The organism is Staphylococcus sp. HMSC063A07 (genome assembly GCF_001836955.1).
Classification (GTDB): domain Bacteria; phylum Bacillota; class Bacilli; order Staphylococcales; family Staphylococcaceae; genus Staphylococcus; species Staphylococcus lugdunensis.
Window position 1 is genome coordinate 285983 of the sequence record NZ_KV830932.1, and the last position, 22913, is coordinate 308895.

General features: G+C 35.1%; 22 protein-coding genes. 9 read left to right on the forward strand and 13 right to left on the reverse strand.

All coding sequences use genetic code 11. The features are described 5' to 3' along the window. Window positions 1–98: 98 nt before the first annotated feature. The 3 genes from HMPREF2597_RS11305 to HMPREF2597_RS11315 all read right to left on the reverse strand — a co-directional run bounded on the left by HMPREF2597_RS11305 (window position 99) and on the right by HMPREF2597_RS11315 (window position 2686). Window positions 99–1229, reverse strand: a complete 1131-nt coding sequence (locus HMPREF2597_RS11305) for an NADH-dependent flavin oxidoreductase (protein WP_002478443.1) — start codon at window positions 1227–1229, stop codon at window positions 99–101. Between the two features lie 197 nt (window positions 1230–1426). Further along, window positions 1427–1807, reverse strand: coding sequence for a S1 domain-containing post-transcriptional regulator Ygs (gene ygs, locus HMPREF2597_RS11310; RefSeq protein ID WP_002478444.1), 381 nt, complete (start codon window positions 1805–1807; stop codon window positions 1427–1429). Between the two features lie 285 nt (window positions 1808–2092). Continuing rightward, window positions 2093–2686, reverse strand: coding sequence for a peptidylprolyl isomerase (locus tag HMPREF2597_RS11315; RefSeq protein ID WP_002459548.1), 594 nt, complete (start codon window positions 2684–2686; stop codon window positions 2093–2095). A gap of 68 nt (window positions 2687–2754) precedes the next feature. Between HMPREF2597_RS11315 and kapB the strand changes: the two genes are divergently transcribed. The 9 genes from kapB to HMPREF2597_RS11360 all read left to right on the forward strand — a co-directional run bounded on the left by kapB (window position 2755) and on the right by HMPREF2597_RS11360 (window position 10321). After that, window positions 2755–3135: a sporulation phosphorelay system protein KapB gene (gene kapB, locus HMPREF2597_RS11320; protein ID WP_002478445.1), complete on the forward strand. Its 381-nt coding sequence runs from the start codon at window positions 2755–2757 to the stop codon at window positions 3133–3135. 129 nt (window positions 3136–3264) lie between these two features. Then, window positions 3265–5682, forward strand: coding sequence for a Na+/H+ antiporter subunit A (locus HMPREF2597_RS11325; protein WP_002478446.1), 2418 nt, complete (start codon window positions 3265–3267; stop codon window positions 5680–5682). Further along, entirely contained in the window at window positions 5663–6091 is a 429-nt protein-coding gene (locus HMPREF2597_RS11330) for a Na(+)/H(+) antiporter subunit B (protein ID WP_070817303.1), read from the forward strand. Before HMPREF2597_RS11325 ends, HMPREF2597_RS11330 begins: the two co-directional genes overlap by 20 nt. Next, the gene (mnhC1, locus tag HMPREF2597_RS11335; protein WP_002478447.1) at window positions 6091–6438 is read left to right on the forward strand and encodes a Na+/H+ antiporter Mnh1 subunit C; all 348 of its coding nucleotides are present in this window, start codon (window positions 6091–6093) and stop codon (window positions 6436–6438) included. The genes HMPREF2597_RS11330 and mnhC1 overlap by 1 nt, the downstream gene beginning before the upstream one ends. Further along, window positions 6425–7921: a Na+/H+ antiporter subunit D gene (locus HMPREF2597_RS11340; RefSeq protein WP_002478448.1), complete on the forward strand. Its 1497-nt coding sequence runs from the start codon at window positions 6425–6427 to the stop codon at window positions 7919–7921. The genes mnhC1 and HMPREF2597_RS11340 overlap by 14 nt, the downstream gene beginning before the upstream one ends. Before the next feature lie 2 nt (window positions 7922–7923). Then, a complete protein-coding gene (locus HMPREF2597_RS11345; RefSeq protein WP_037543131.1) occupies window positions 7924–8403 on the forward strand; it encodes a Na+/H+ antiporter subunit E in 480 nt (159 codons plus the stop codon). Further along, window positions 8400–8690, forward strand: a complete 291-nt coding sequence (locus HMPREF2597_RS11350; RefSeq protein ID WP_002478450.1) for a Na(+)/H(+) antiporter subunit F1 — start codon at window positions 8400–8402, stop codon at window positions 8688–8690. Before HMPREF2597_RS11345 ends, HMPREF2597_RS11350 begins: the two co-directional genes overlap by 4 nt. Further along, window positions 8668–9024, forward strand: coding sequence for a Na+/H+ antiporter Mnh1 subunit G (gene mnhG1, locus HMPREF2597_RS11355; protein WP_002478451.1), 357 nt, complete (start codon window positions 8668–8670; stop codon window positions 9022–9024). The genes HMPREF2597_RS11350 and mnhG1 overlap by 23 nt, the downstream gene beginning before the upstream one ends. Before the next feature lie 127 nt (window positions 9025–9151). Next, on the forward strand, window positions 9152–10321 hold the full coding sequence (locus HMPREF2597_RS11360) for an NAD(P)-binding domain-containing protein (RefSeq protein ID WP_002478452.1): 1170 nt from the start codon (window positions 9152–9154) through the stop codon (window positions 10319–10321). A gap of 31 nt (window positions 10322–10352) precedes the next feature. Here HMPREF2597_RS11360 and HMPREF2597_RS11365 read toward each other — a convergent pair whose 3' ends face one another. From HMPREF2597_RS11365 to HMPREF2597_RS11410, 10 genes are all read right to left on the reverse strand, one after another. Then, on the reverse strand, window positions 10353–10727 hold the full coding sequence (locus tag HMPREF2597_RS11365) for a PaaI family thioesterase (RefSeq protein WP_002459558.1): 375 nt from the start codon (window positions 10725–10727) through the stop codon (window positions 10353–10355). A gap of 21 nt (window positions 10728–10748) precedes the next feature. Further along, on the reverse strand, window positions 10749–12068 hold the full coding sequence (locus tag HMPREF2597_RS11370; RefSeq protein WP_002478453.1) for a Na+/H+ antiporter family protein: 1320 nt from the start codon (window positions 12066–12068) through the stop codon (window positions 10749–10751). Window positions 12069–12384: 316 nt separating this feature from the next. Next, window positions 12385–13863 (reverse strand): M17 family metallopeptidase, encoded by a 1479-nt coding sequence (locus HMPREF2597_RS11375; protein WP_002478454.1) that lies wholly within the window; start codon window positions 13861–13863, stop codon window positions 12385–12387. A gap of 215 nt (window positions 13864–14078) precedes the next feature. Continuing rightward, the gene (locus HMPREF2597_RS11380; RefSeq protein ID WP_002459561.1) at window positions 14079–15287 is read right to left on the reverse strand and encodes an NAD(P)/FAD-dependent oxidoreductase; all 1209 of its coding nucleotides are present in this window, start codon (window positions 15285–15287) and stop codon (window positions 14079–14081) included. Between the two features lie 283 nt (window positions 15288–15570). After that, entirely contained in the window at window positions 15571–16608 is a 1038-nt protein-coding gene (locus tag HMPREF2597_RS11385; protein ID WP_070817304.1) for a saccharopine dehydrogenase NADP-binding domain-containing protein, read from the reverse strand. After that, the gene (locus HMPREF2597_RS11390) at window positions 16609–18342 is read right to left on the reverse strand and encodes an ABC transporter ATP-binding protein (RefSeq protein ID WP_002478456.1); all 1734 of its coding nucleotides are present in this window, start codon (window positions 18340–18342) and stop codon (window positions 16609–16611) included. It abuts the gene before it with no gap. 24 nt (window positions 18343–18366) lie between these two features. Then, a complete protein-coding gene (locus tag HMPREF2597_RS11395) occupies window positions 18367–20121 on the reverse strand; it encodes an ABC transporter ATP-binding protein (protein ID WP_002459564.1) in 1755 nt (584 codons plus the stop codon). Between the two features lie 23 nt (window positions 20122–20144). Next, the gene (locus HMPREF2597_RS11400; RefSeq protein ID WP_002478457.1) at window positions 20145–21605 is read right to left on the reverse strand and encodes an ABC transporter ATP-binding protein; all 1461 of its coding nucleotides are present in this window, start codon (window positions 21603–21605) and stop codon (window positions 20145–20147) included. Beyond that, window positions 21605–22330 carry an energy-coupling factor transporter transmembrane component T gene (locus HMPREF2597_RS11405; RefSeq protein ID WP_070817305.1) on the reverse strand — a complete coding sequence of 242 codons (726 nt, stop codon included), beginning with the start codon at window positions 22328–22330 and terminating at the stop codon, window positions 21605–21607. The genes HMPREF2597_RS11400 and HMPREF2597_RS11405 overlap by 1 nt, the downstream gene beginning before the upstream one ends. Then, on the reverse strand, window positions 22327–22905 hold the full coding sequence (locus HMPREF2597_RS11410) for an MptD family putative ECF transporter S component (RefSeq protein WP_002459567.1): 579 nt from the start codon (window positions 22903–22905) through the stop codon (window positions 22327–22329). The genes HMPREF2597_RS11405 and HMPREF2597_RS11410 overlap by 4 nt, the downstream gene beginning before the upstream one ends. Window positions 22906–22913: the final 8 nt, after the last annotated feature.

Consider the following 22913-nt stretch of genomic DNA (forward strand, 5'->3'; position numbering starts at 1 on the left):
TTTCAATCCAGTCAACTACTGCCAATATTTGGTTCAGAATATAATAGAGACATGTACTGTGTGTTTCTTTTAGTCCCGCTAGCTCGTGTTAATGACCTCTAATTCTCATCTGTTCTTGGTAGTGGATAAAAGCCATTATTAAATTTTTTCCACAAGTTCGGTGGTAATTCATAATGATCTTGTCGTGTTGAATCAAATGTAGAAATAATATCTTGCTCTTTGCCTTTTTCGATTTTTGAAATAAATTGATAATCGAGTGCAAGTTCACGTCCTAAAGCCACTAATTCGATATCTGCTGTTTCAACTGCATCTAATGCTTGGTCAGCCGTGAATATAGAGCCTATTCCAATCAATGGCATGCGACCATCTATCCATCTATGGATGAGTGGTAAGCGTTCTTGACCAGCGTATTTACCTTCTCGTGTTTCACCATGTACATGCATTGTTGATATATGAATGTAATCAATAGGTTGTTCTGCCAAAAGTTCAACCAATTGCTGAGTGATTTCCATTGTAATTCCTGGCGATTCTTGTTCTTCTGGTGATAAACGATATCCAACAATAAAGTCATCACTTGCATATTTTTGCTTTGCTTGAAGTACTTCTTGAACGACAGCTAGTGGAAATTTCATTGAATCTGCCCATTCATCATTGCGTCTATTATAGTATGGAGAAACAAATTGATGAATAAGATAATGGTTAGCTCCGTGAATCTCAACGCCATCAAATCCCGCTTCAATCACACGACGTGTTGCTTCACCAAAATCTTTAATCGTTTGTTCAATTTCTTCTGGTGTTATCTCTCGCGCGTGATGTTCTTGCTGCTCTCCAAAACTTTTCATTGAAATTGGACTAGGAGCTACAACATCACCATTAGGAGTCAAGTTTGGCAATGACTGTGCACCACCGTGATGTATTTGAACTAACGCCTTTGCGCCGTGTTTTTTCATCACTTTTGCTAAACGCTTTAAACCATCGATATCGGAATCATGTGCGACTGAAGGTTGACCTGGAAACGCTTTACCAAGATCATTAACATTACTTGCTGCATTAATCGCTAGACCAACATCTTTAGAACGCGTTTCACTAAATGTTATTTCACTTTCAGAAATTGTACCATCATCATTTGAAGTATTGTGTGTCATAGGTGCCAAAACAAATCGATTTTTTAGTTCAACACCGTTCGGTAGTTTAACTTTCTCAAATAACTTCGCATATTTTTTATTCATTGCAAATTTTCCTCCTTAATTTTGCACAAACTATAGCATGTGAACAACTTTAGTTCTAATTATTTGCTTGTTAATACATGTTGACATCCACTTTTTTTCTTCCCGAAAAACTAAATATCAATCATTTGTGAATTTTTATATAAAAAAACTAACGTTCCTTTTAATCAGCAACGTTAGTTTGACGTGTTCACAGTCATTCAATTGTTATGCATCGCACGTTTTGACTGTTTAATCCAGACCGGTAGGCGTTCTTCAAGCGTTTGAAACCCATACTTTTCTGTCTCTCTTATTTCATCCAAAACGGATTGTTTTTCTTTTTTACGTTCATAGTTTTTAAAGTAATCATTATCTTTAAGGGACAAATTAAGCTTTCCTTCATCATCAATTGATAAAATTTTAGCTTTAACTACCTGTCCCTCTGACAGAAATTTCTTTAAATTGTGGACATAGTCATCCATAATCTCTGAAATATGAATAAGTCCTTCAGTATGGTCAGGGGTCTCAACAAATGCGCCATAAGGTTGAATACCAGTCACACGTACCTTAATATGTTGACCTGCTCTATAGTGATTATTCAACGTGATAACCCCTTATATCTATTTTACTTAACATAATAATAATAGCACAAAACGATAATGTGGACTAATAATATTGTTAGGAACAGAGAAATCATGTAGTTTATAGACTAATTAAAAACCATGCAACTGATAACAATCAATCTACATGGTTTTAATTCTTGTTAAATCATATATTCTATTTATAAAAGTAGTGCTTGGGCTACCTATTAAATCCCAAACAGCAACAACTCATACAGCTAAATATTTAAATTCTTGTTGGTCGTGATTATATCGCGTTCTTAGTTCTTATTCTGCTACATCGATACCTTCAATAACAACATCATGTACAGGTTTATCTTGAGGACCTACTTTAGTATTAGCGATATCTTCTAATGTAGTGTCTCCTTCAATGAGTTGTCCGAAAACCGTATGCTTTTGATCCAACCATGGTGTACCGCCATTTTCTTTATAAGCTTGAGCGATTTCTTCAGGCCAGCCACCATCAACAAGTTGACTAATCATTGATTCTGGGATGTCTTTCATTTGTACAACAAAAAATTGTGACCCATTTGTATTTGGACCAGCATTGGCCATTGACAAAGCGCCATATAAGTTAAATGCTTCTAATGAAAATTCATCTTCAAAAGCACTTCCATATATGCTTTCTCCACCCATACCAGTTGCTGTAGGGTCACCACCTTGAATCATAAAGTCATTAATCACACGGTGGAATGTAACACCATCATAATAGCCATTTTTCGCATGTGTCACAAAATTTTCAACTGTTTTTGGAGCAATATCTGGGAATAATTTAAACGTCATGTCACCTTTATTTGTATGCATGATTACTTTAATTTCATTATCTTGTATTTCTTTATTTAACTGTGGATAGTTAGCCATTTCAATTCTCCATTCATGTTATGATGATATACATATATACTAACATATTTGAAAGGAAGTCATATAACATGTTACATCGATTTTCACATAAAACTGGGACTTATGGCGTCTCCATTGTAGAACAGCATGGTGATGAGGTTCTTGTTCAAATTGAGCAAGTGATTAAACATCCAAAACAAGGTGATTTACATCATCCCAAAGCTACAGAAGGCGTGTTCTTTCACGAGCGTAAAGCGCTAAGCCACTTTGAAAAGCGTTATGCTAAGCAGTCACAATTACGGGAATTTAATGTTGAACGTATGTCTTATGAAGCATCATTGCAACAAGCACTCTCCGCATTAGAAGATTCACTTAAAGAACAAAATGATGATTATGCACAGCGCGCATTAGAAAATTTGTCACGCATAAAAGAGGATTATACCCTTCAATACAAACAAAATTTTTACTAAAAAAACGTGTTTCTTCTTATTTAAAAGTCTCGATAAATGTAAGCATAGTAGTGATTGTCACGTTTTTCAGAACAATATGATTCATGTATAATGAATAACATAAACAAATTTTTAAAGGAGGACAATATAATGAGTTGGTTACATATTGCGGTTATATTACCGTTAATATTTGCACTCATTATTCCAATCCTATATCGATTCGTACCACGTATCCATTTAGGATGGTTTGTATTACCTGTCCCTATCGTCTTATTTATTTATTTTTTAACCTACATACCAATTACGACGTCAGGTAATACGATAATGAGAACTTTAAACTGGATGCCTCATATCGGAATGAACTTTGACCTTTATATAGATGGCTTAGGTTTATTGTTTAGCTTATTAATTACAGGGATTGGTAGTTTAGTCGTACTTTATTCGATTGGATACTTAAGTAAGCAAGAACAACTTGGAAACTTTTACTGTTATTTATTATTATTTATGGGTGCGATGTTAGGTGTTGTCATCTCAGATAATATGATTATGTTGTACTTATTCTGGGAGCTAACGTCTTTTTCCAGTTTCTTACTGATTTCCTTTTGGAGAACACGTCAAGCTTCCATTTATGGTGCACAAAAGTCACTAATCATTACAGTATTAGGCGGCTTATCTTTACTCGGTGGTTTTATTCTATTAGGTATTGCTGGAAATAGTTTTAGTATTAAGCAATTATTTGAAAATACCATTGAAATTCAAAATAGCCCAATATTTAATCTTGCGATGGTTTTAGTTTTAATTGGAGCTTTCACCAAATCTGCACAGGTACCTTTTTATATTTGGTTACCAGATGCTATGGAGGCGCCAACACCAGTAAGTGCTTACTTACATTCTGCAACCATGGTTAAAGCAGGATTATATCTAGTGGCGCGTATGACACCATTGTTTGCTGTATCTCAAGGTTGGATTTGGACCGTGACACTCGTCGGTCTAATCACTCTATTTTGGGCTTCTTTAAATGCAACTAAACAAACTGATTTAAAGGGTATTCTTGCATTTTCAACCGTCTCTCAGTTAGGCATGATTATGTCAATGCTGGGTATTGGCGCAGTAAGCTATCATTTCGAAGGCGCTGATAGCCAGCTCTATATTGCAGCTTATACTGCAGCAATGTTCCATTTAATTAATCATGCGACATTTAAAGGTGCCTTATTTATGGTGACAGGAGCGATTGATCACGAAACTGGTACGCGTGATATCAATAAGCTAGGTGGTTTATTGACTATCATGCCGATGACCTTTACGCTTACGATTATTTCAGCATTAAGTATGGCAGGCATTCCACCGTTTAATGGTTTCTTGTCAAAAGAATCATTTATAGATGCTATGCTTTCGGTAACACATGCAAATATTTTTAGCTTAAACACATTAGGTATGATTTTCCCAATCATGGCTATTGCTGGAAGTATCTTTACCTTTGTCTACGCTATTAAATTTGTCATGCACATCTTTTTTGGCAAACATCGTCCAGATCGTTTGCCAAAACAAGCACATGAAGCACCAATTCTCATGCTTGTGTCACCTACTATTTTAGCGATTCTAGTGATTGCCCTTGGTTTATTCCCTGGATGGACATCACAAGCACTTGTTGCACCTGCAGCACAAGCAATCAGTCAGTCATCAAATGTAGTAGCAGAATTTGAACTATTTCACGGTCTGACCCTAGCGTTCATCTCTACGTTAGTGATTTATGCTTTAGGAATTGTCTTTATTTTAACGTTTACTTACTGGGTTAAACTATTGCAAGCTCACCCTCAACGGCTAACGTTCAATTATTGGTATAATCGTTCGGGCATGCTTTTACCTAACTATTCTAAGGCAATGACAAGTAGTTATGTAGATGGTTTCTCACGTAATCATTTAGTTATTATCTTCAGTGCTTTATTAGTCATCACTATCGCTACACTGTCAAGTGTGCCTTTCCACTTTGACTTTAAAGACGTAAATCGTATTAGAATCTTTGAAGCAGCTATTATTGTATTGCTTGTTGTTGCTGCGTTTATGGTCGTCTTAGCTAAGTCTAGACTCTTTAGTATTATCATGTTGAGTGTCATTGGCTATGCCGTATCGGTACTATTTGTCTTCTTTAAAGCACCTGATTTAGCTTTAACTCAATTTGTTGTTGAGTCAATCTCAACTGCATTATTTTTACTATGTTTCTATTATTTGCCTAACTTAAACCGTTATAACGAGACGCGATCATTTAAAGTAACGAATGCTTTGATATCTGCTGGCGTAGGACTTGTTGTTATCATTTTAGGTTTGATTGCCTATGGTAATCGCCATTTCACTTCAATAGCTGAGTACTATAAAGCGCATGTGTATGATCTAGCTCATGGTAAAAACATGGTCAACGTCATCCTCGTCGATTTCCGTGGTATGGACACTTTATTTGAATCGTCTGTACTTGGTATTGCAGGTTTAGGCGTATATACAATGATTAAATTAAAAAACAAGCATAAAGCCAATTCAAGTGAGGTGAAGCGTTATGAACAGACAGAAAAATAATTTAATGTTACAGTATGCTGCTGTCATTATCGCTTTGTTAATTTCACTTTTTGCTGTCACATTATTTTTAGCAGGTCATTATACACCTGGTGGTGGCTTTGTCGGTGGTTTATTAATCTCAAGCGCTTTAGTAATTATCACCATTGCTTTTGATATCAAAACAATGAGTCGTATCTTCCCTTGGGATTTTAAAATTTTGATTGGTATAGGTCTTGTCTTTTGTGTAACAACACCTATTGCAAGTTGGTTATATGGCGAAAATTTCTTTACACATACTGAATTTAATGTTCCCTTACCATTGCTTGCACCTATGCATATGAATACGCCCATGTTCTTTGACTTTGGTGTGTTATGTGCCGTAGTTGGTACCGTAATGACGATTATTATAACGATTGGAGAGAATGACTAATGGAAATTATCATGATTATTGTTTGTGGCATATTAACTGCCATCAGTGTCTATCTCATCTTATCTAAAAGTCTTATTCGCGTTATTATGGGAACAACAATTATCACACATGCCTCAAATCTCTTTTTAATCACAATGGGTGGTTTAAAAAATGGTGAAATGCCTATTTATGAAAAAGGTATCTCTCATTATGTTGACCCTATACCACATGCCTTAATTTTAACTGCGATTGTCATCGCCTTTGCAACAACAGCCTTTTTCTTAGTACTTGCATTTCGCAGTTATAAAGAATTAGGCACTGATAATGTCGAACGTATGAAAGGAGCTCCTGAAGATGCTAGAAAGTAATTTATTAGTGGTAGCCATTATCGTGCCGATGATTACAGCGATTATACTAGTATTCTTAGGTAAGCGTCCTGTTATCAAACGTTATGTGGCTCTTATTGGATGTGTGTTAACGTTAGTAGCTGCGATTGTTAACTTTAATCATGTGGCACAACATGGTCCAATTAAAGTTGAACTCGGCTCATGGTCGGCACCATATGGCATTGTTTTTACTTTAGATTTATTTAGTGCCATGTTAATCATTACCAGCATTGTAATTACAATGCTAATTATTTCATTTTCAATTCCTACATCTGGCATACATAGAGAAACGTATTATTATTACTTCTCTATTATGTTTATGTTGACTGGTATTATAGGCGCATTTACTACCGGAGATATTTTTAACTTATTTGTCTTTTTCGAAGTATTTTTAATGTCTTCTTATTGCTTACTCGTGCTCGGTAGTACGCAAGTTCAATTGAGAGAAACGGTTAAATATTTACTCATTAACGTTGTATCTTCTACATTTTTCGTTATCGCAGTAGCAATTCTTTATTCTATTGTGGGAACGTTAAATATGGCAGATATCAGTCAAAAACTAGCACAACTATCAAACACTGAAAGCGGACTAGTTAGCATTGTCTTTATTTTATTCTTCTTTGTTTTTGCAACAAAGGCTGGTGCCTTTCCAATGTATGTATGGTTACCTGGTTCATATTATGCACCTCCATTTGCTATTATTGCTTTTTTTGGTGCATTGTTAACTAAAGTCGGCGTATACGCGATTGCTAGAACTTTGAGTTTATTTTTCCAAGATACCGTTGGCTTCTCACACTATCTTGTCTTATTCTTTGCATTACTAACAATTATATTTGGCTGTGTAGGTGCGATTGCATTTAATGATACGAAAAAGATCATTATTTACAATATTATGATTGCTATAGGCGTGATTCTGGTGGGTGTTGCCTTAATGACACAAACTGGTATGATGGGCGCAATATATTACACTTTACATGATATGTTGGTCAAAACTGCCCTGTTTTTATTAATTGGAGTAATGTATCAAATCACTAAAACTACAGATTTAAATCAATTTGGTGGTTTAATAAAGTCTTATCCTGTTTTAGGATGGACATTCTTTATAGCCGCACTTAGTCTAGCGGGTATACCACCATTAAGTGGTTTTTATGGTAAGTTATTAATTGTAAAGTCTACATTTGAAGAAGGTTTCTATATCAGTGGTATCGTTGTATTACTATCAAGTTTAGTCGTATTATATTCCGTTATGCGTATTTTCTTAAAAGGATTCTTCGGTGAGGCATATGGCTATAACATAGCATCAAATCAACAAATTACCACGATTACAATCATTTCAATTGTTGCTGTTACCATTACAGTTGTTTTTGGATTATCGGCAGAGGTACTTTATCCTTATGTTAAGGAAGCTGCAATGACTTATACAGATCCTAGTATTTATATTAAAAGTGTATTGGGGGGTAAATGATGATTGCATTTCAATTTATTGTTAATTTGATTCTTTCTGTTATCTGGCTTTTATTAACTGGTAGCTATACCCTCAATAATTTCGTCCTTGGATTAATTCTTGGTGCCCTATTCGTATTTTTATTTTCAAAAGTATTACCGCAACATTTTTATTTATATCGCGTATATAAAATTATAAAATTAGCCGTAGTCTTTTTGATTGAATTAATTAAAGCAAATATTGATGTATTAAAGATCATTTTACGGCCTAAAATCAATAATCATCCTGGATTCTTTGTATATAACACAGACTTAAAAACAGATTGGCAAATCGTCTTATTATCTAACCTTATTACGTTGACACCAGGAACTGTCGTCCTTGGTATTAGTGACGACCGCACTAAAATCTATATTCATGCCATTGACTTTAGTACTAAAGAAGAAGAAGTCGCTAGTATTAAATCATCATTGGAAAAAGTAGTTAGAGAGGTGGGGAACGAATGATTCATGTCATTATGATGATTGCTTTAATCATTGTTGCGTTATCAATGATTGCAATGTTTATTAGGGTCATTTTAGGCCCCTCTCTCGCTGATAGAATTGTTGCACTAGATGCGATTGGCCTGCAATTAATGGCCTGCATCGCACTTTACAGTATTTTTATGGGGGCAGAGTATTTATTAGTAGCAATTTTACTCGTTGCCATACTTGCATTTTTAGGTACAGCTGTATTTAGTAAATTTATTGATAAAGGTAAGGTGATTGACCGTGATAACGACGATCATCAATAGTATCGCTGTAATATTTGTTATTTTAGGTGCATTGATAAGTGCATTTGCAGCCATTGGCATTATTCGTCTCGAAGATGTTTACTCACGCGCACATGCTGCGGGTAAAGCAGCAACACTTGGTGCCATGTTCTTACTATTTGGTACGTTTTTATATTTTTACGCCACGAAAGGTTATCCAAATATGCAACTACTATTAGGTATTATCTTTGTCTTTATAACTGGTCCCCTTTCAAGTCATATGATTATGAAAGCAGCTTATAATATTAAAACGCCATACACTAAGAACACTAAAATAGATGAAATTAATGATGATTTAAAAGATAAAAAATTATAACGTTAGGGAGCGGAACTACGAATTCATAATGAATTCTGTTCCGGTCCCTTTTTTGTTGCATTTATTTTGTTAAACATGCTATTATAAATCGTAACTATTACGTTTTATAATAGAAAGTAGTGATTATATGCATTGGACAATTATTGGTGGCGGTCTTCAAGGCACCACAATTGCTATTAAGTTAAGACATCATGGCTTACCACTTGAAAATTTAACGATTATTGACCCATATGCTTCATTATGTGAACAGTTTAATCAATTTAGCCAGCGTATTCGCATGCCTTTTTTAAGGTCTCCGTTTGTACACCATTGTCATCCAAATCCATTTCATTTAAAACAATTTGCGAAATACCATCAGTATACGGGCGCGACTTATGGTAAATATAAACGTCCTCAACGTGACATGTTTATGGATCATACACATCAACAAATTCATGATTACAATCTTAATATGTGCCATCGCCAAGGCAAGGTTAGTCACATACGTAAACAGCAATCACAATGGCAGCTTGAACTACAAGATGGCACACTTTTTAATACAGATTGTGTGGTATTAGCCAATGGTTGCAATCATCAGCCGTACATTCCTGACATCTTTCAACAGCAACCAGATATCACACATATTTTTCAAACTAATATCGACGAAACAATTTATCAACATACCTCTCATGTTGTCGGTAGTGGTATTTCTGCTGCACATTTAACATTAAAATTAATTGATTTACAGCCAGATAATACGATTCATTTATGGATGAATAAGCAATTTGAAATATATGATTTTGACGCTGATCCTGGATGGCTCGGTCCTAAAAATATGAACCGGTTCTTACAAATTGAATCATCACAAAAACGTATGGCTATCATAAACCAAGAACGACATAAGGGTTCATTACCACATGAATTATATTTACGCCTTAAAAAATATGTATCTGAAGGTCGACTTATCATCCATCAGTCACCTATCAAACACATATCGGATCATCATTGTTATACGGAACAGGAGCAGCATCCATATAACCATATTTTATTAGCTACTGGTTTTAAGCCTACTTTGCTTCAACAGCCTATGGTTAAAAACTTGATTCAACAAGAACAAGCACCTATAACCATGAGTGGATTCCCTCAAATAACTTCAGAATTAGAGTGGTTACCACAATTATTTGTTGCTGGTGGATTAGCAGATTTAGAATTAGGCCCATTCGCTAGAAACATTATGGGTGGGCGTGATGCCGCAGAACGCATATATCAGGCATATCAACGTCTAACTCAAAAACCCTATAAAAGAGGAAGTGCATAATAACGCTTCCTCTTTTATAGGGGAAATTTTGTTACTTTATTGACTTGATTGCGATTGTACCACGCATAACACTAATAAGTTGTGCTTTGTCATCTGTAATTTTAATATCCCAAACTTGTGTTGTACTACCTTGGTGCAATATTGTAGCCGTGGCATAGACATAACCATCACGTGTAGATTTAATATGATTGGCATTCATCTCTAAACCAAGTGGAATGAATTTTTGGTTATCAATTAAATTAGCCGCACCAAGTGAACAGGCTGTTTCACCAAGTGCTAGACTTGCGCCTCCATGTAAATATCCAAAAGGTTGTTTCACTTTATCACTCACTGGCATAGACAATACAACCTTGCCCTCTTGTTCGGACTCAATCTTCATATCCAATGTTTCTAATAAATTAGTCATATGAGACACTCCGTTTTTGTTTTATAATACCATAGCTGCAATTGTTCCAAAAATAATGAGCGGCACATTATAAAAGATAAAGTTTGGAATACAGGTATCTCGTATATGATCGTGCTGTCCATCAATATCTAATCCTGCTGTAGGCCCCAGTGTTGAATCACTCGCAGGTGAACCCGAATCACCTAATGCAGCAGCGGTACCTACTAAAGCAATTAATGCCATCGTATCCAATCCAAGAGAAGCACCTAATGGAATAAATAACGTAGCAATGATTGGAATTGTTGCAAACGATGAACCAATACCTAATGTGACAATTAAGCCAATGACATACATGATGATGATGCTTAATAACTTATGTCCACTTGTCACTTGTGTTAAGTTACTTACCAAGTGTTGGATATCTCCAGTTTCATTCATCACACCCGCAAAGCCATTCGCTGACAAGATAACTACACCTATAAATGACATAATTTTAATACCTTCAACAAATTGACTATCTAACTCTGTCCATTTATAAACACGAGAAATGAAGAATACAAGCACCCCTGCAAGCGCACCAAAAATCATTGAATCTGTAAATGTTTGAACTAAAAATGTTGCTAAAATTGCTACAACAGTTACACCTAAGACATATGGTTTAATTTCAGTATTGCCTGCTTCGTTATCTGTATATGATTCACGCTTATAATCTCTGGGTTTACGATAGTAAATCATACCTAGTATCAAGCCAGCAATATAGCCCATTGAAGGTATTAACATCGCTTTCCAAATCATATTAAATTCAATAGGATGATGTGCTTTTGAAAATCCGCTTTGAATAATTTGGTGGAAGATTTGACCAAAACCATAAGGTAATAATACGTATGGCCAACATAATCCAAAGCCAATGACTAAACCAATCAAACGTCGATCTATGCGCAAGTCATTAAATAAACTTAATAATGGTGGTATCACAATTGGAATAAAAGCGATATGAACTGGAATTAAGTTCTGGCTCATAATACTCATCGCTAAAAGTGCCACTATAATAATGACTTTAACCTTAATTCTTGACAATCGACTATTCTCTGAGTGGATTGCACGTATAATCTTATTAACTAAATAATCGGTAATACCACTATAAGAAATTAAAGCAGCAAAACCACCTAATAAAGCATAACTCAAAGCAACCTCTGCACCATCTACAATATTTTTAGCGAAGACCGCCACCACTTTATTTAAAGTCATACCTGAAATCAATCCACCAACAAGTGCACTAATAAAAAGACTAATGACTACATTAAGTCGACATAAACATAAAACAATCATTAGCACTACTGCAATAACAACTGCATTAATCATAAAAAACACATCCTTTATCACTCTACCGAACTAAAGCGTTTTTGTATGACGTTTATAATAGCAGTTCAAATTACAGCTGTCAATATAAAGTTGCAAAAAAATGGTTAAAAAAAGAGCAGGACAGTATTCATTATGAATTCGTAGTCCTGCCCCGGCAAGGTTGACTAGGATTGAAAAAAGCTTGGTATCCAGCGTATTTTCAATCCAGTCAACTACTGCCAATATATGGAGTTCATAGCCTAAAACATAATGATGTCCCCAGATCATTTATAACTTGAAATAGTTGACTTCAGGAACTATGTTCCACTATGAATCTTTATGTTAATTGTTGTAACCACTTTACAATTGTTGGTATTAAATACCCTGTTGCACCTTTTGGACCATTATAGTTCTTATGAGCGATGGTAGCTGGACCCGCAATATCAAAATGTAAATGCGGCACACTTCCGCTAAAATGACTGATGAAAGCAGCTGCAAATAAAGCTTTGCCTTGGCCATTCGTGTGATTGACTAAATCGGCAACATCTGACTGACGAATTAAACGTTGCTCTGTCGCAGTCATAGGTAGTTCAAATACATATTCTTCGTACTGTTGTGCAACGGTTAAAATTTCTTTTAGTTGATCATCTGCTTGTGAATTAAATACAGCAGCCTTATCTTCTCCTAAAGCAGCAATTGCTGCACCTGTTAACGTTGCAAAATCAAGAATGGCATTTGGCTGAAATTGACTCGCGTAAAACACCGCATCGCCTAATACTAATCGACCTTCTGCATCACTATTGAGTACTTCAACTGTTTCACCACTAAGTGCCGTATAGATATCATCCGGCTTCATAGAGCTGTCGCTAATCATATTTTCAGCTGCCGCAATAATACCGACGACATTTATTGGCAGTTGTAAGCGTTCAATGGCATGCAACATGCCTACTACATTCGCTGCACCACACATATCAAATTTCATTGTTTGCATGCCTGCCTTTGACTTAATGCTATATCCTCCTGAATCATAGGTAATACCCTTACCTACAAGCATAATAGGTGCTTGCTCCTCATTTGTACCTTGATATGTCAATGTAATCAGTTGCGGTTCATGTGCAGAACCCTTGCCTACTGCGTGTAACAAACCAAAGCCTTCTGACAACAATTGTGTACCATTTTTTATATCAATCTGAACAGCACGATCTTCAAAATGTTGTGTAATTTCATCGGCAAAAACTTTAGGCGTTAACAAATTAGGTGGCATATAACTGAAGTCACGTGCAACATTCACGCCTTCACCGACAATAACACCTTGCTCTAGGGTATGCTGTATCTCATCATCTATCTTATTCAAATAAATGGTTAAATGATATGGTACACGTTTATTTGATTTGTAATGATCAAATTGATAAATCGCTCGTGCACTTTGTAGTCCGAGCAATGTCGCGCAGTGTTGCTTGGACATTGTTTTAGATTGAAATGTCTCAAATAGTAGCTCGGCTTCTGCAATCATTTCTTTACGTAAATATTGAAATAATTGACCAAATCCACATAAATAATCAGCTGAAGTTAACGTTTTTAAATTACCTAAGCCAACTGTGATTAATCTTACTAGACGTTGATTAATATATAATGCTGTTGAAGAAATATGTCCTACATTAGCACTAATAATATGCTGATGCTTATAGCTCTCCAATAAACCTGTCAAATCGAGACCATCATAATAAATTGGCTCTAATTGATTCAGATGTGATGGTAATCCTATGATTAAAGTGTCCTTGGTACCTTGTTGTTGATTGAAAATTAATTGAACCATAGTATCATTCCTTTTATATAATTATTTAATTTTAAAATTTTCCTTATAAATTTAACTATATCATTTATAAATCATAACATAGTACCAATTAGGTATATCAATCATGTTAATATGTTGATTTAGGCACTAAAAAACCCCTTGCTCAATGCAAGAGGCTAAACGGTAGATCAAAGTGTCCTATTAACTTTTTTTATGTTAATCGTCAGTCCATTATCTTAGAATTTACCTTTTTTGAATGCTAAACCTACGCCACCGATTTTGAATATTGCACGTGTATCGATCACTTTTTTCATGAAAGCAGCTTTTTTACCTGCAATGTCTCTACCGTATACAATACCAACACCATCATGTGAACCTAAAGAACATACTGTTCCGCGGTCAACATATTCAAAGTCAACTGTAGCTTCACCATTTAAGATATGTTTAATGTTTTTAGCCACGTGCTCACCTTGTTGCATAGCAATTTGAGCAGTTGTTGGTAATGGGCGTTCTTCACCAGCTGGAATAAACGCAGATACATCACCAATCACAAAGATATCGTCATGACCTTCGATAGTTAAATCTTGTTTGTTCACGATACGGCCACGTTTAACACCTTCAAATGATGCTTCCATTAATTGACTACCACGTACACCTGCAGCCCAAACTGAAGTACCCGCTTCTAATTGTTGTTCTTGATCATTGATTTTAACTACAAAACCTTTTTCGTTACAAGCAACGATCGGTGTAGCGATTTTAAATTCAACGCCGCGATCTTCTAAATACTTAACTGCGTAGTTAACTAACTCGTCTGAGAACATTGGTAACATTTTTGGTGCAGCTTCAACGCAAGTAATTCTAACCTTTTCTTGGTTTACACCATACTTATTACATAATTCAGGAATGCGGTCAGTTAATTCACCTAAAAATTCAATACCGGTGAATCCAGCGCCACCTACTAAAATAGCTAAGTCATTATCATTTTTCTCTTTTGAAGCTGCATAGTTGGCAAATTTATCTTCAATATGACGAGATAAATGACGGGCAGTATCAACATTTTCAATTTGGAAAGCATAGTCTTTCATACCGTTGATACCAAATGTTTCAGTTTCAAAGCCTAATGCAACAACTAAAATATCGTAGTTAAAAATACCGCTATCTGTTTCTACTTTTTTCGCATTGCGGTCAATTTTAGTCACTTCAGCATTGACGAAGTTTACTTTGTCTTTTTTAAGTACGCTTTCAACTGGATATATTAAATCTTCGTAGCTAATAGTCCCAGCTGACGCTTCATGTAACCACGTTGATTCATAGTGATATTTATTTTTATTCACCAATGTAATTTCTGCTTCTTCAGCTGAAACATGCTTTTGTAATTTTGTTACAGTTTGTAATCCAGCATAACCTGCACCTAATACAAGTATTTTTTTCCGTTCTTGAGCCATTACTATTCACCTAAGCTTTCATTTGATTTAATTTCTACGTAGTCTAAAGTATGTGACAATAATACAATTCATAAGTTAATTCAATATGAATGTGTTGCAAAAAACAATTTATAGACTTTATACATACGTATCAATGTCTTTTTATAATCTTGATCAAGTCATTTGAGTTCACAAAAAAGACAAAATCTTCAATCCATGTTTAATTCTATAGTTTTTAGCTTACATTTTCAAGCGAATATAGGTTTAAAGTAAAAGTTGTTAATAGTTTGTTATTTTTTAACCATTAGTTATGAAAGTAGCAATGGCTTTCTTGTTGAAGCATATTTAGTAACGTCTCGGCGTCTATAGCTTCATATAAGTTTGTTAAACCATGTTGTTTAACATTCCCTTGTAATATCAATATCGCCGTCCAATATAATGTCAAAGCAGTTACATCATTCCAATCTTGTGACCACCGTATTGAAATTGTCTTGTTATCATTTAACAGCAAACTAATGCATGTAAATGGCTCATGGCGATTGGCATCAACTTCAAATTCATTGCGTAATATAGTGATGGCACTAATGATATCATGTTGATCAAAGTGATATTTCGCTTGTGCCATTTTATAGATAATACTGTCGTCTTTAAAAGCATTAAAGAAATGTGCTTCGTTAATCGTTGTTTGCTTAATATAATTTATAAAGTGTTGGTTAATAATAGGAATGCAATGATATGGTGGTGCGTCTGACTCAAGCTGACGTGTTGTCATCATATAATTTGTAGGCGTTAACTCTCCTTGTACTAAATACATTTGATTGTATGCATAAGGTGGATTAGATGTTGTCATCATTTCAAGGACAGCGGATTTAGATAGATGTCCTGTGCCTGAAAAATACATTTCTAAGGATTTTACTTCATTACGGCAATATGTATAATCAAGTAGGACTTCCGTTAATCCTGGGTTAACACCTGCAAATTGAATTGCATTAAGCTTTGCTCTACTTAGCTGGCTATGCAATTCTGCTTCATTGTTTGCCCACTGAATGTCTCCAGAAGCATCGATATAGTGCGTGTGATATGTGAAACAATATCGTAATAATTGTCTGATTGCCTTTCCAGTGCAATTTATAATCAAATCACATCGACGTATCAATGATATGATTTCATCCTCACGCTCTAAATGAACGGTTGTAAATGTAACATGTTGTGGTAACTCATGTTGAGGTCGTAGTTGTCTAGAAGTAATAATAACGTTGATATTCTGGTGGTTTGCTAATAATGTCGCAAGCTTATACCCTATTACACCATTGCCTCCGATAATACCAATACATTGTACCATTTATAATTTCCAACCTTCCGATTCACTTTTAATAGCTAAAAAGTCTTGATACATACCTGCTTCATTTGCAAGTGTATCATGCTGACCAAGTTGACAGATTTCTCCTTGTTGTAACACCACGATTTGGTCTGCATTTTTAATTGTTCCTAATTTGTGTGCAATCGTAATAACCGTTTTCCCTTTGCTCAGTTCATCAATCGCTTGTTGAATCAGATGTTCATTTTCAGGATCAATACTCGCTGTTGCTTCATCAAGAATAATGATAGGTGCATCTTTTAGAATGGCTCTGGCAATAGAGATGCGTTGTTTTTCACCACCTGAAAGATTATTTCCTTTTTCGTTGACAACGGTTTGATAGCCTTGAGGTAAAGACATGATAAAATCATGACAACAGGCCTGTTTCGCTGCTTCAACCACTTCTTCTTGTGTCGCATGAGGTTTCCCAAATAAAATATTGTTTTCGATAGTATCATTAAACAAGTAAACTTTTTGAAAAACTGCACTAATATGTGACATCAATGTGCTTAGTGTCATAACTCTAATATCTACGTCACCAATACGTATACTACCTTCATCGACATCGTAAAATCTTAACAGCAAATGACACAGTGTTGACTTACCACTTCCAGATGGTCCAATAATCGCTGTTGACGTTTGTGCATCAATGTTAAATGTCACATCTTTAATAACGGATTGTTGCTCATAGGCAAAGCTTACATGATCAAAGGCTATATTATAGTTGGTAATATTTTGGTTCGTTGCAGTTTCATTGAGCTCTGGAGCCGTTTTTATCTCGGCGATATCATCCAGTGTCACATCAATAATTTCTAACACATGTGCTGCATTATTAATATGCTCTACACTATCAAAGATGACAAATGAAAATATAGCCATCATAATGAGCATCGGTAGTTCAATTGTATGGTTAAAATATAATAAAGTTGCGACAAGCACAATAAGTACTGAAACAATTTTTAAACTTAATAAGTGAAGTAAATTAAACGGTGTATATTGCAGTTCTATTTTAGAATTTGTACGCTTACTATCGTCAACAGCACGATTGAAGCTATTTAAACTCGTATCTTCTTTAGAAAAAGCTTTAATAACTTGAATACCTCTTACAACTTCTAACACCTTCTCAACAAGCTGATTTTGTGCATAGTGATATTTCGGTGCATTACGATGACTTATTTTTTCTAAGACATAAATACTCAGTAATGATAGCAAGACACCGCAAAGTGCAACCAACGCAACCTGCCATGAGACAACGGCTAATGATAGAATAAGTACCGTGATTAGGATATATCCATTCACCACTATATCAACCATTTTCATGGCATAGTTTTCTAAAAATGTTAAATCTGAAGTTACGGTTGTTGAGAGCTCATTCGAATGATTACGCTCAAAATATCCTAAACGCACATTTTTTAATTTTTCACCAATGGTTAATCTCTCTGTAGCACTCATTTCGTAGGCAATACTCTCTTGTAACCTATTTTTCGCATACGCAGTGATGAAACGTGCCAACACTAATACAATCATGACACCAAGTACCAAAAATATTTCATTACTTTCAATATCTTGATGTGTTAACATGCGATTAAACACATTGGCAGCTAAGAAGATAGGCATTGCAATAAAAATTGCATTCAGAAATGACATGACAAATCCTAAAATCATTCGAGCTTTGAAGGGTGCAGTCCATTTTAAAATTTTATTGGTTATTTGAAACATCGGAATCCTCCTTATCGTCTATCACTACGACGTGACGCCCCAGTCTTTAACACCTCTATGAATCGTCCACATTTTGTGATATGTACCTTGATTTTTAAGCAACGCTTCATGTGTACCTTGCTCAGCAATACGATGTTGATCTAACACTATGATTTGATCTGCTTGTTTAATCGTTGATAAACGATGTGCAATCACAATTAACGTTTTATTGTGTGTTAATGCATTTAAAGCACTTTGAATCTTTTGTTCATTGTCTGGATCTACATAAGCTGTTGCTTCATCTAGAACGATGATAGGTGCATCTTTCAAAATCATACGTGCAATCGTCACACGTTGTTTTTCTCCACCTGATAATTTATCACCAACAGCACCCACATATGTATCATAGCCTTGAGGTAACTGTTGAATAAAATCATGACATTGTGCTTGTTTAGCAGCAGCAATAACATCTTGATCTGATGCTTCAGGGCGTCCTAATTTAATATTTTCTTTAAAGGTTAAGTTTAATAAAAAGTTATCTTGACCAACAAAACCGACTAAATCATTCAATTGTTTAGGGCTGATATTTTTAATGTTGGCATCTCCTATTAAAATGTCACCACGGGTTACATCCCAAAATCTCAATAATAATTTAGCAATCGTGGATTTCCCAGTTCCAGAAGGACCAACTATAGCGGTAAAGGTCTGGCTAGGAATTGTAAAGTTTAAGTGATCAAAAACAAGGTCTTCACTTTCACCTGTATAAGAAAAACCGACATCATTAAACGTAATATTGGTATTTTTAGGCTGTTGAAATTGTTCGGGTTGACTTAATTCTTCTAAATCTAAAATTGTTTGTACTTCAGAAATTGCATATTGAATCGACTTTAATTGATTCACATAATTAGTGAAGTTCTTAATTGGTGCAACGACACCTAAAGATAACACTAAACATAAGAAAAATGATGCTTGATCTAATTGATGTATGGCCACCAGATACATCCCCATAGGTAAGACCCCTAAAAAGGTTGATGGTAAGATGCTGGCACCTAAATTCATATAACCCCATGTTTGTTTAAACCAATTTAATGTATGTGTCTTATAATCATTGACGGCATCTTTATATTTTTGATAAGACTTTTGCGATTGATTAAATGTCTTAATTACCTCAATACCTTCGATATATTCTACAATTGAACTATTCATATAATTATTTGATGCCATTTGTGCAGCATACGTATCATTAAAGCCAGACATTAACTTTTTAAATGCAAAAAATGATATCGGAATTGTAATGAGCATTGCACATGCCATCCGCCAATCAATGACAATCATACAAACAAAAATCGCGAGTGATAATAATAAGTTGCCAATGACTTCAGGAATAATATGTGCTAGAGGTAATTCGATTGTTTCAACTTTGTCTACCATAATGCTCTTAAGTTCACCGATTTTTTTCGCTTCCACAACACCGAGTGGTAATCGCATAAGTTTCTGTGCCAATCTTTTTCTAATTGTTGACAATATGTCATAAGCTGTTACATGGGACAGCATGGTAGAACAACCGAAAAAGATAACTTGTAATACATAGGCTAAAAGCGCTATGCCAATGTAAAATAATACGTTGTGTATTTCTTTATGCCCAGCTACCACATACAGAATAATTCGATAGACTGCCCAATATGGAACTAAACCTGAAAACACACTCAAGATGGATAACAAGACCGATAACACAATTTTTCCTTTACTATCTTTACCGAAATTCAATAAAGATGTGAACCAATGTGAGCGATTTGTCATGTTTGTTACTCCTTTCTTTTACCTCATAATACTTGGAAATATGATGCCAATTTATCATGACCTGCATGATCTAATGGATAATGATCTATGACTTGTCCAGCTGCAAAATGCATGACATAACTGCATAATTCTAAAATCAAAGCATAATCATGCGTGATAACAAAAACGCGCTTACCTTGCGCATGGACCGTCTGAATATTCTGTGCGACTTGCTTCATGTGATATAAATCTAAACCTGACGTTGGCTCATCAAAAATAATAAAATCTTTATTGCTGATAAGCGCGGTCGCTATCGCAACACGTTGCTTTTCACCACCAGACAATGAGCGTGGATGCGCCTCTTTTTTAGCCAATAAATTCATGTGTTTCAAAATAGCATTAACATGTGTTTCTTCTATATCTTGATTGAGTAGTTTCATTTCTTGGTCAACACTTTCTGTAAACAATTGTGTGTTGACATCTTGAAATACCATATAGCTATGCTTTAATAATTGTTTCCTTTTTGCATGACATTGTTGCCATGAGACACTTCCTTTGAATCCCTTTGCTAAACCACAAAAACAACGTGCAAAGGTGGACTTTCCACTACCATTATCACCAATTATGGCAATCATTTCATGTTCAGGTATGCTGAAATCTGCAATATTTAGTTGTTTAGTTTGTCTCCATTTGTTGTAACCATAGCTGAAATCTTTAATGTGTATTGACGGTTGATTATCGTTATGAGGCATATCGTTTTTTACTGGACAGGCTTGATATCTTAATCCCATTGTTTCATACTGTTGTTGTTCGAGCGCACGAAAATCATTCACCGTAAAACACTGTTGCAATTGTCCGCTATCGATATAATAGATATTGTCAGCCAAATCAAGCGCATAATCGAGACGATGATCTATAATGATTACCGTCGTCCCTTGTTGCTTCAAATAACGTATCATCTGCTGAAGCTTTTTAATACTATACATATCTAAATTGGAAGAAGGCTCATCCAAGACGACGATTTCTGGCTTACTAATTAGCACGGAAGCACATGCAATCATCTGCTTTTCGCCTCCAGACAACTCAAAGATATTCCGCTGTAATAAATGTGTTAACTCAAAATAATCCATGGTTTGTTCAATTTTCTGCATGATTGTAGCTGGTGAAACACCTTGATTTTCCAGGTTAAAAGCCAGTTCACTGGTTGTATCCACGTTATAGAATTGTGTTTTAGGATTTTGAAATACGCTGCCTACCATGGTCGAAATTTCATACATGGATAATTCAGCCATCGATTGTTGATTAAGATAAATGTCTCCCTCAATGTCACCCGTTTGAACCTTTGGTATTAAGCCATTAATCAATTTTGCTATGGTTGATTTACCGCTGCCTGACTTCCCACAAAATATAGCAACTTCACCTTGTTTGATTTCTAAAGATAACTGCTTTAGTGCTGGATGTGTTGCTTCAGCATAAGTAAAAGATACGTTGTCAAATTTAATCATCAACTTAATTTCTCCTTATAATAATTCACCCACAATGCCAACATAACAATAAAGAACACCATATCTAACCACTTAAATTTGACTGTACATATATTTGTCCTTGCGTGTGGTGCATCGATGCCACGTGTCATTGCAGCAAAGGATAAATCATTGCCAATTTGTACGACTGATATAATCAGTGGAATGAGACGATACTCTAAATTTTTAAAAATATGTCGTCTTAACGTAATACCGCGCATTTTCATGGCATGATTAATATTCCTATACTCTTCTGAAATCGTTGGAAAAAAGCGAAAAATAACAGTGATTGGAATAATAACGTTGCGTGGCATTTTTATTTTTTCCATAGCGGCTATAAATTCGCTCACTTTAGTTGAATATAATGTAAAATAACCTACAATGAAACCAGGCAACATATTCATAAATATGCCTACGCAAGCCAACAAGATAAACTGCAGCATACCATGTGTATACGGCACAACATAAGCTTGTAAAAGCATCAGTATCACGAACAACATTGTAAACTTTAAAAAAGCTAAGTATTTATATATAGAAAGTAACAAGCTCAATGAACATAACGTAATCGTAATACGTAAGATACTTTGTGAACTCCCACTTGAAATAAGAATAGTGCCCACAGTAATTGTCAGTAAAATCTTAGTTCGAGGGTCTAATTGTGCTAACCGTGTTCTATCATCTTTAAATAAAGAACTTATTTTACTCACATAAGCCCCGCCTTTTTAAAATGTTTACTAAACATTTTCTTACCTAACCAAGCACCTAAGAGCCCACCAACGATTGTTAAAACAAACATAATTGGTAACGTCCATAATGGCGTTATAGATGCTAATGTTTGCACATATTCATGCCCATAAGATTGTTCTAACTCTTTAAAATACGCATCTCTAGCTAAAAACATACGCAACACAAAGCCCATCATCCATAATGAAAAGACCGCATAACCCCATGCAATATTATTCCAAGCTTTGTAATCACCTTGTTTCATAATCAAATCACCAAGCAATCCACAAATCAATCCAGCTGGAATCATAATTAGTCCACTTCCCATGATGGTAAAAGCTAGCCCTAATATAAATCCAGTCAGTGTTAACATTCCAAATTTTTCAATTTTCATCACATATAAAATAAACGGTATACCACAAACGATTGGACAAATTAATCCTAAAAATGGAATTAAAAACGGTATATAACCTAGCATAAAAGTAACAAAAAAGACGACCAAATAAATGGCTGTAAAAATACCTACTGTAATTAAATCTTTAACGTTTAACTGTTTCATAAAAATGA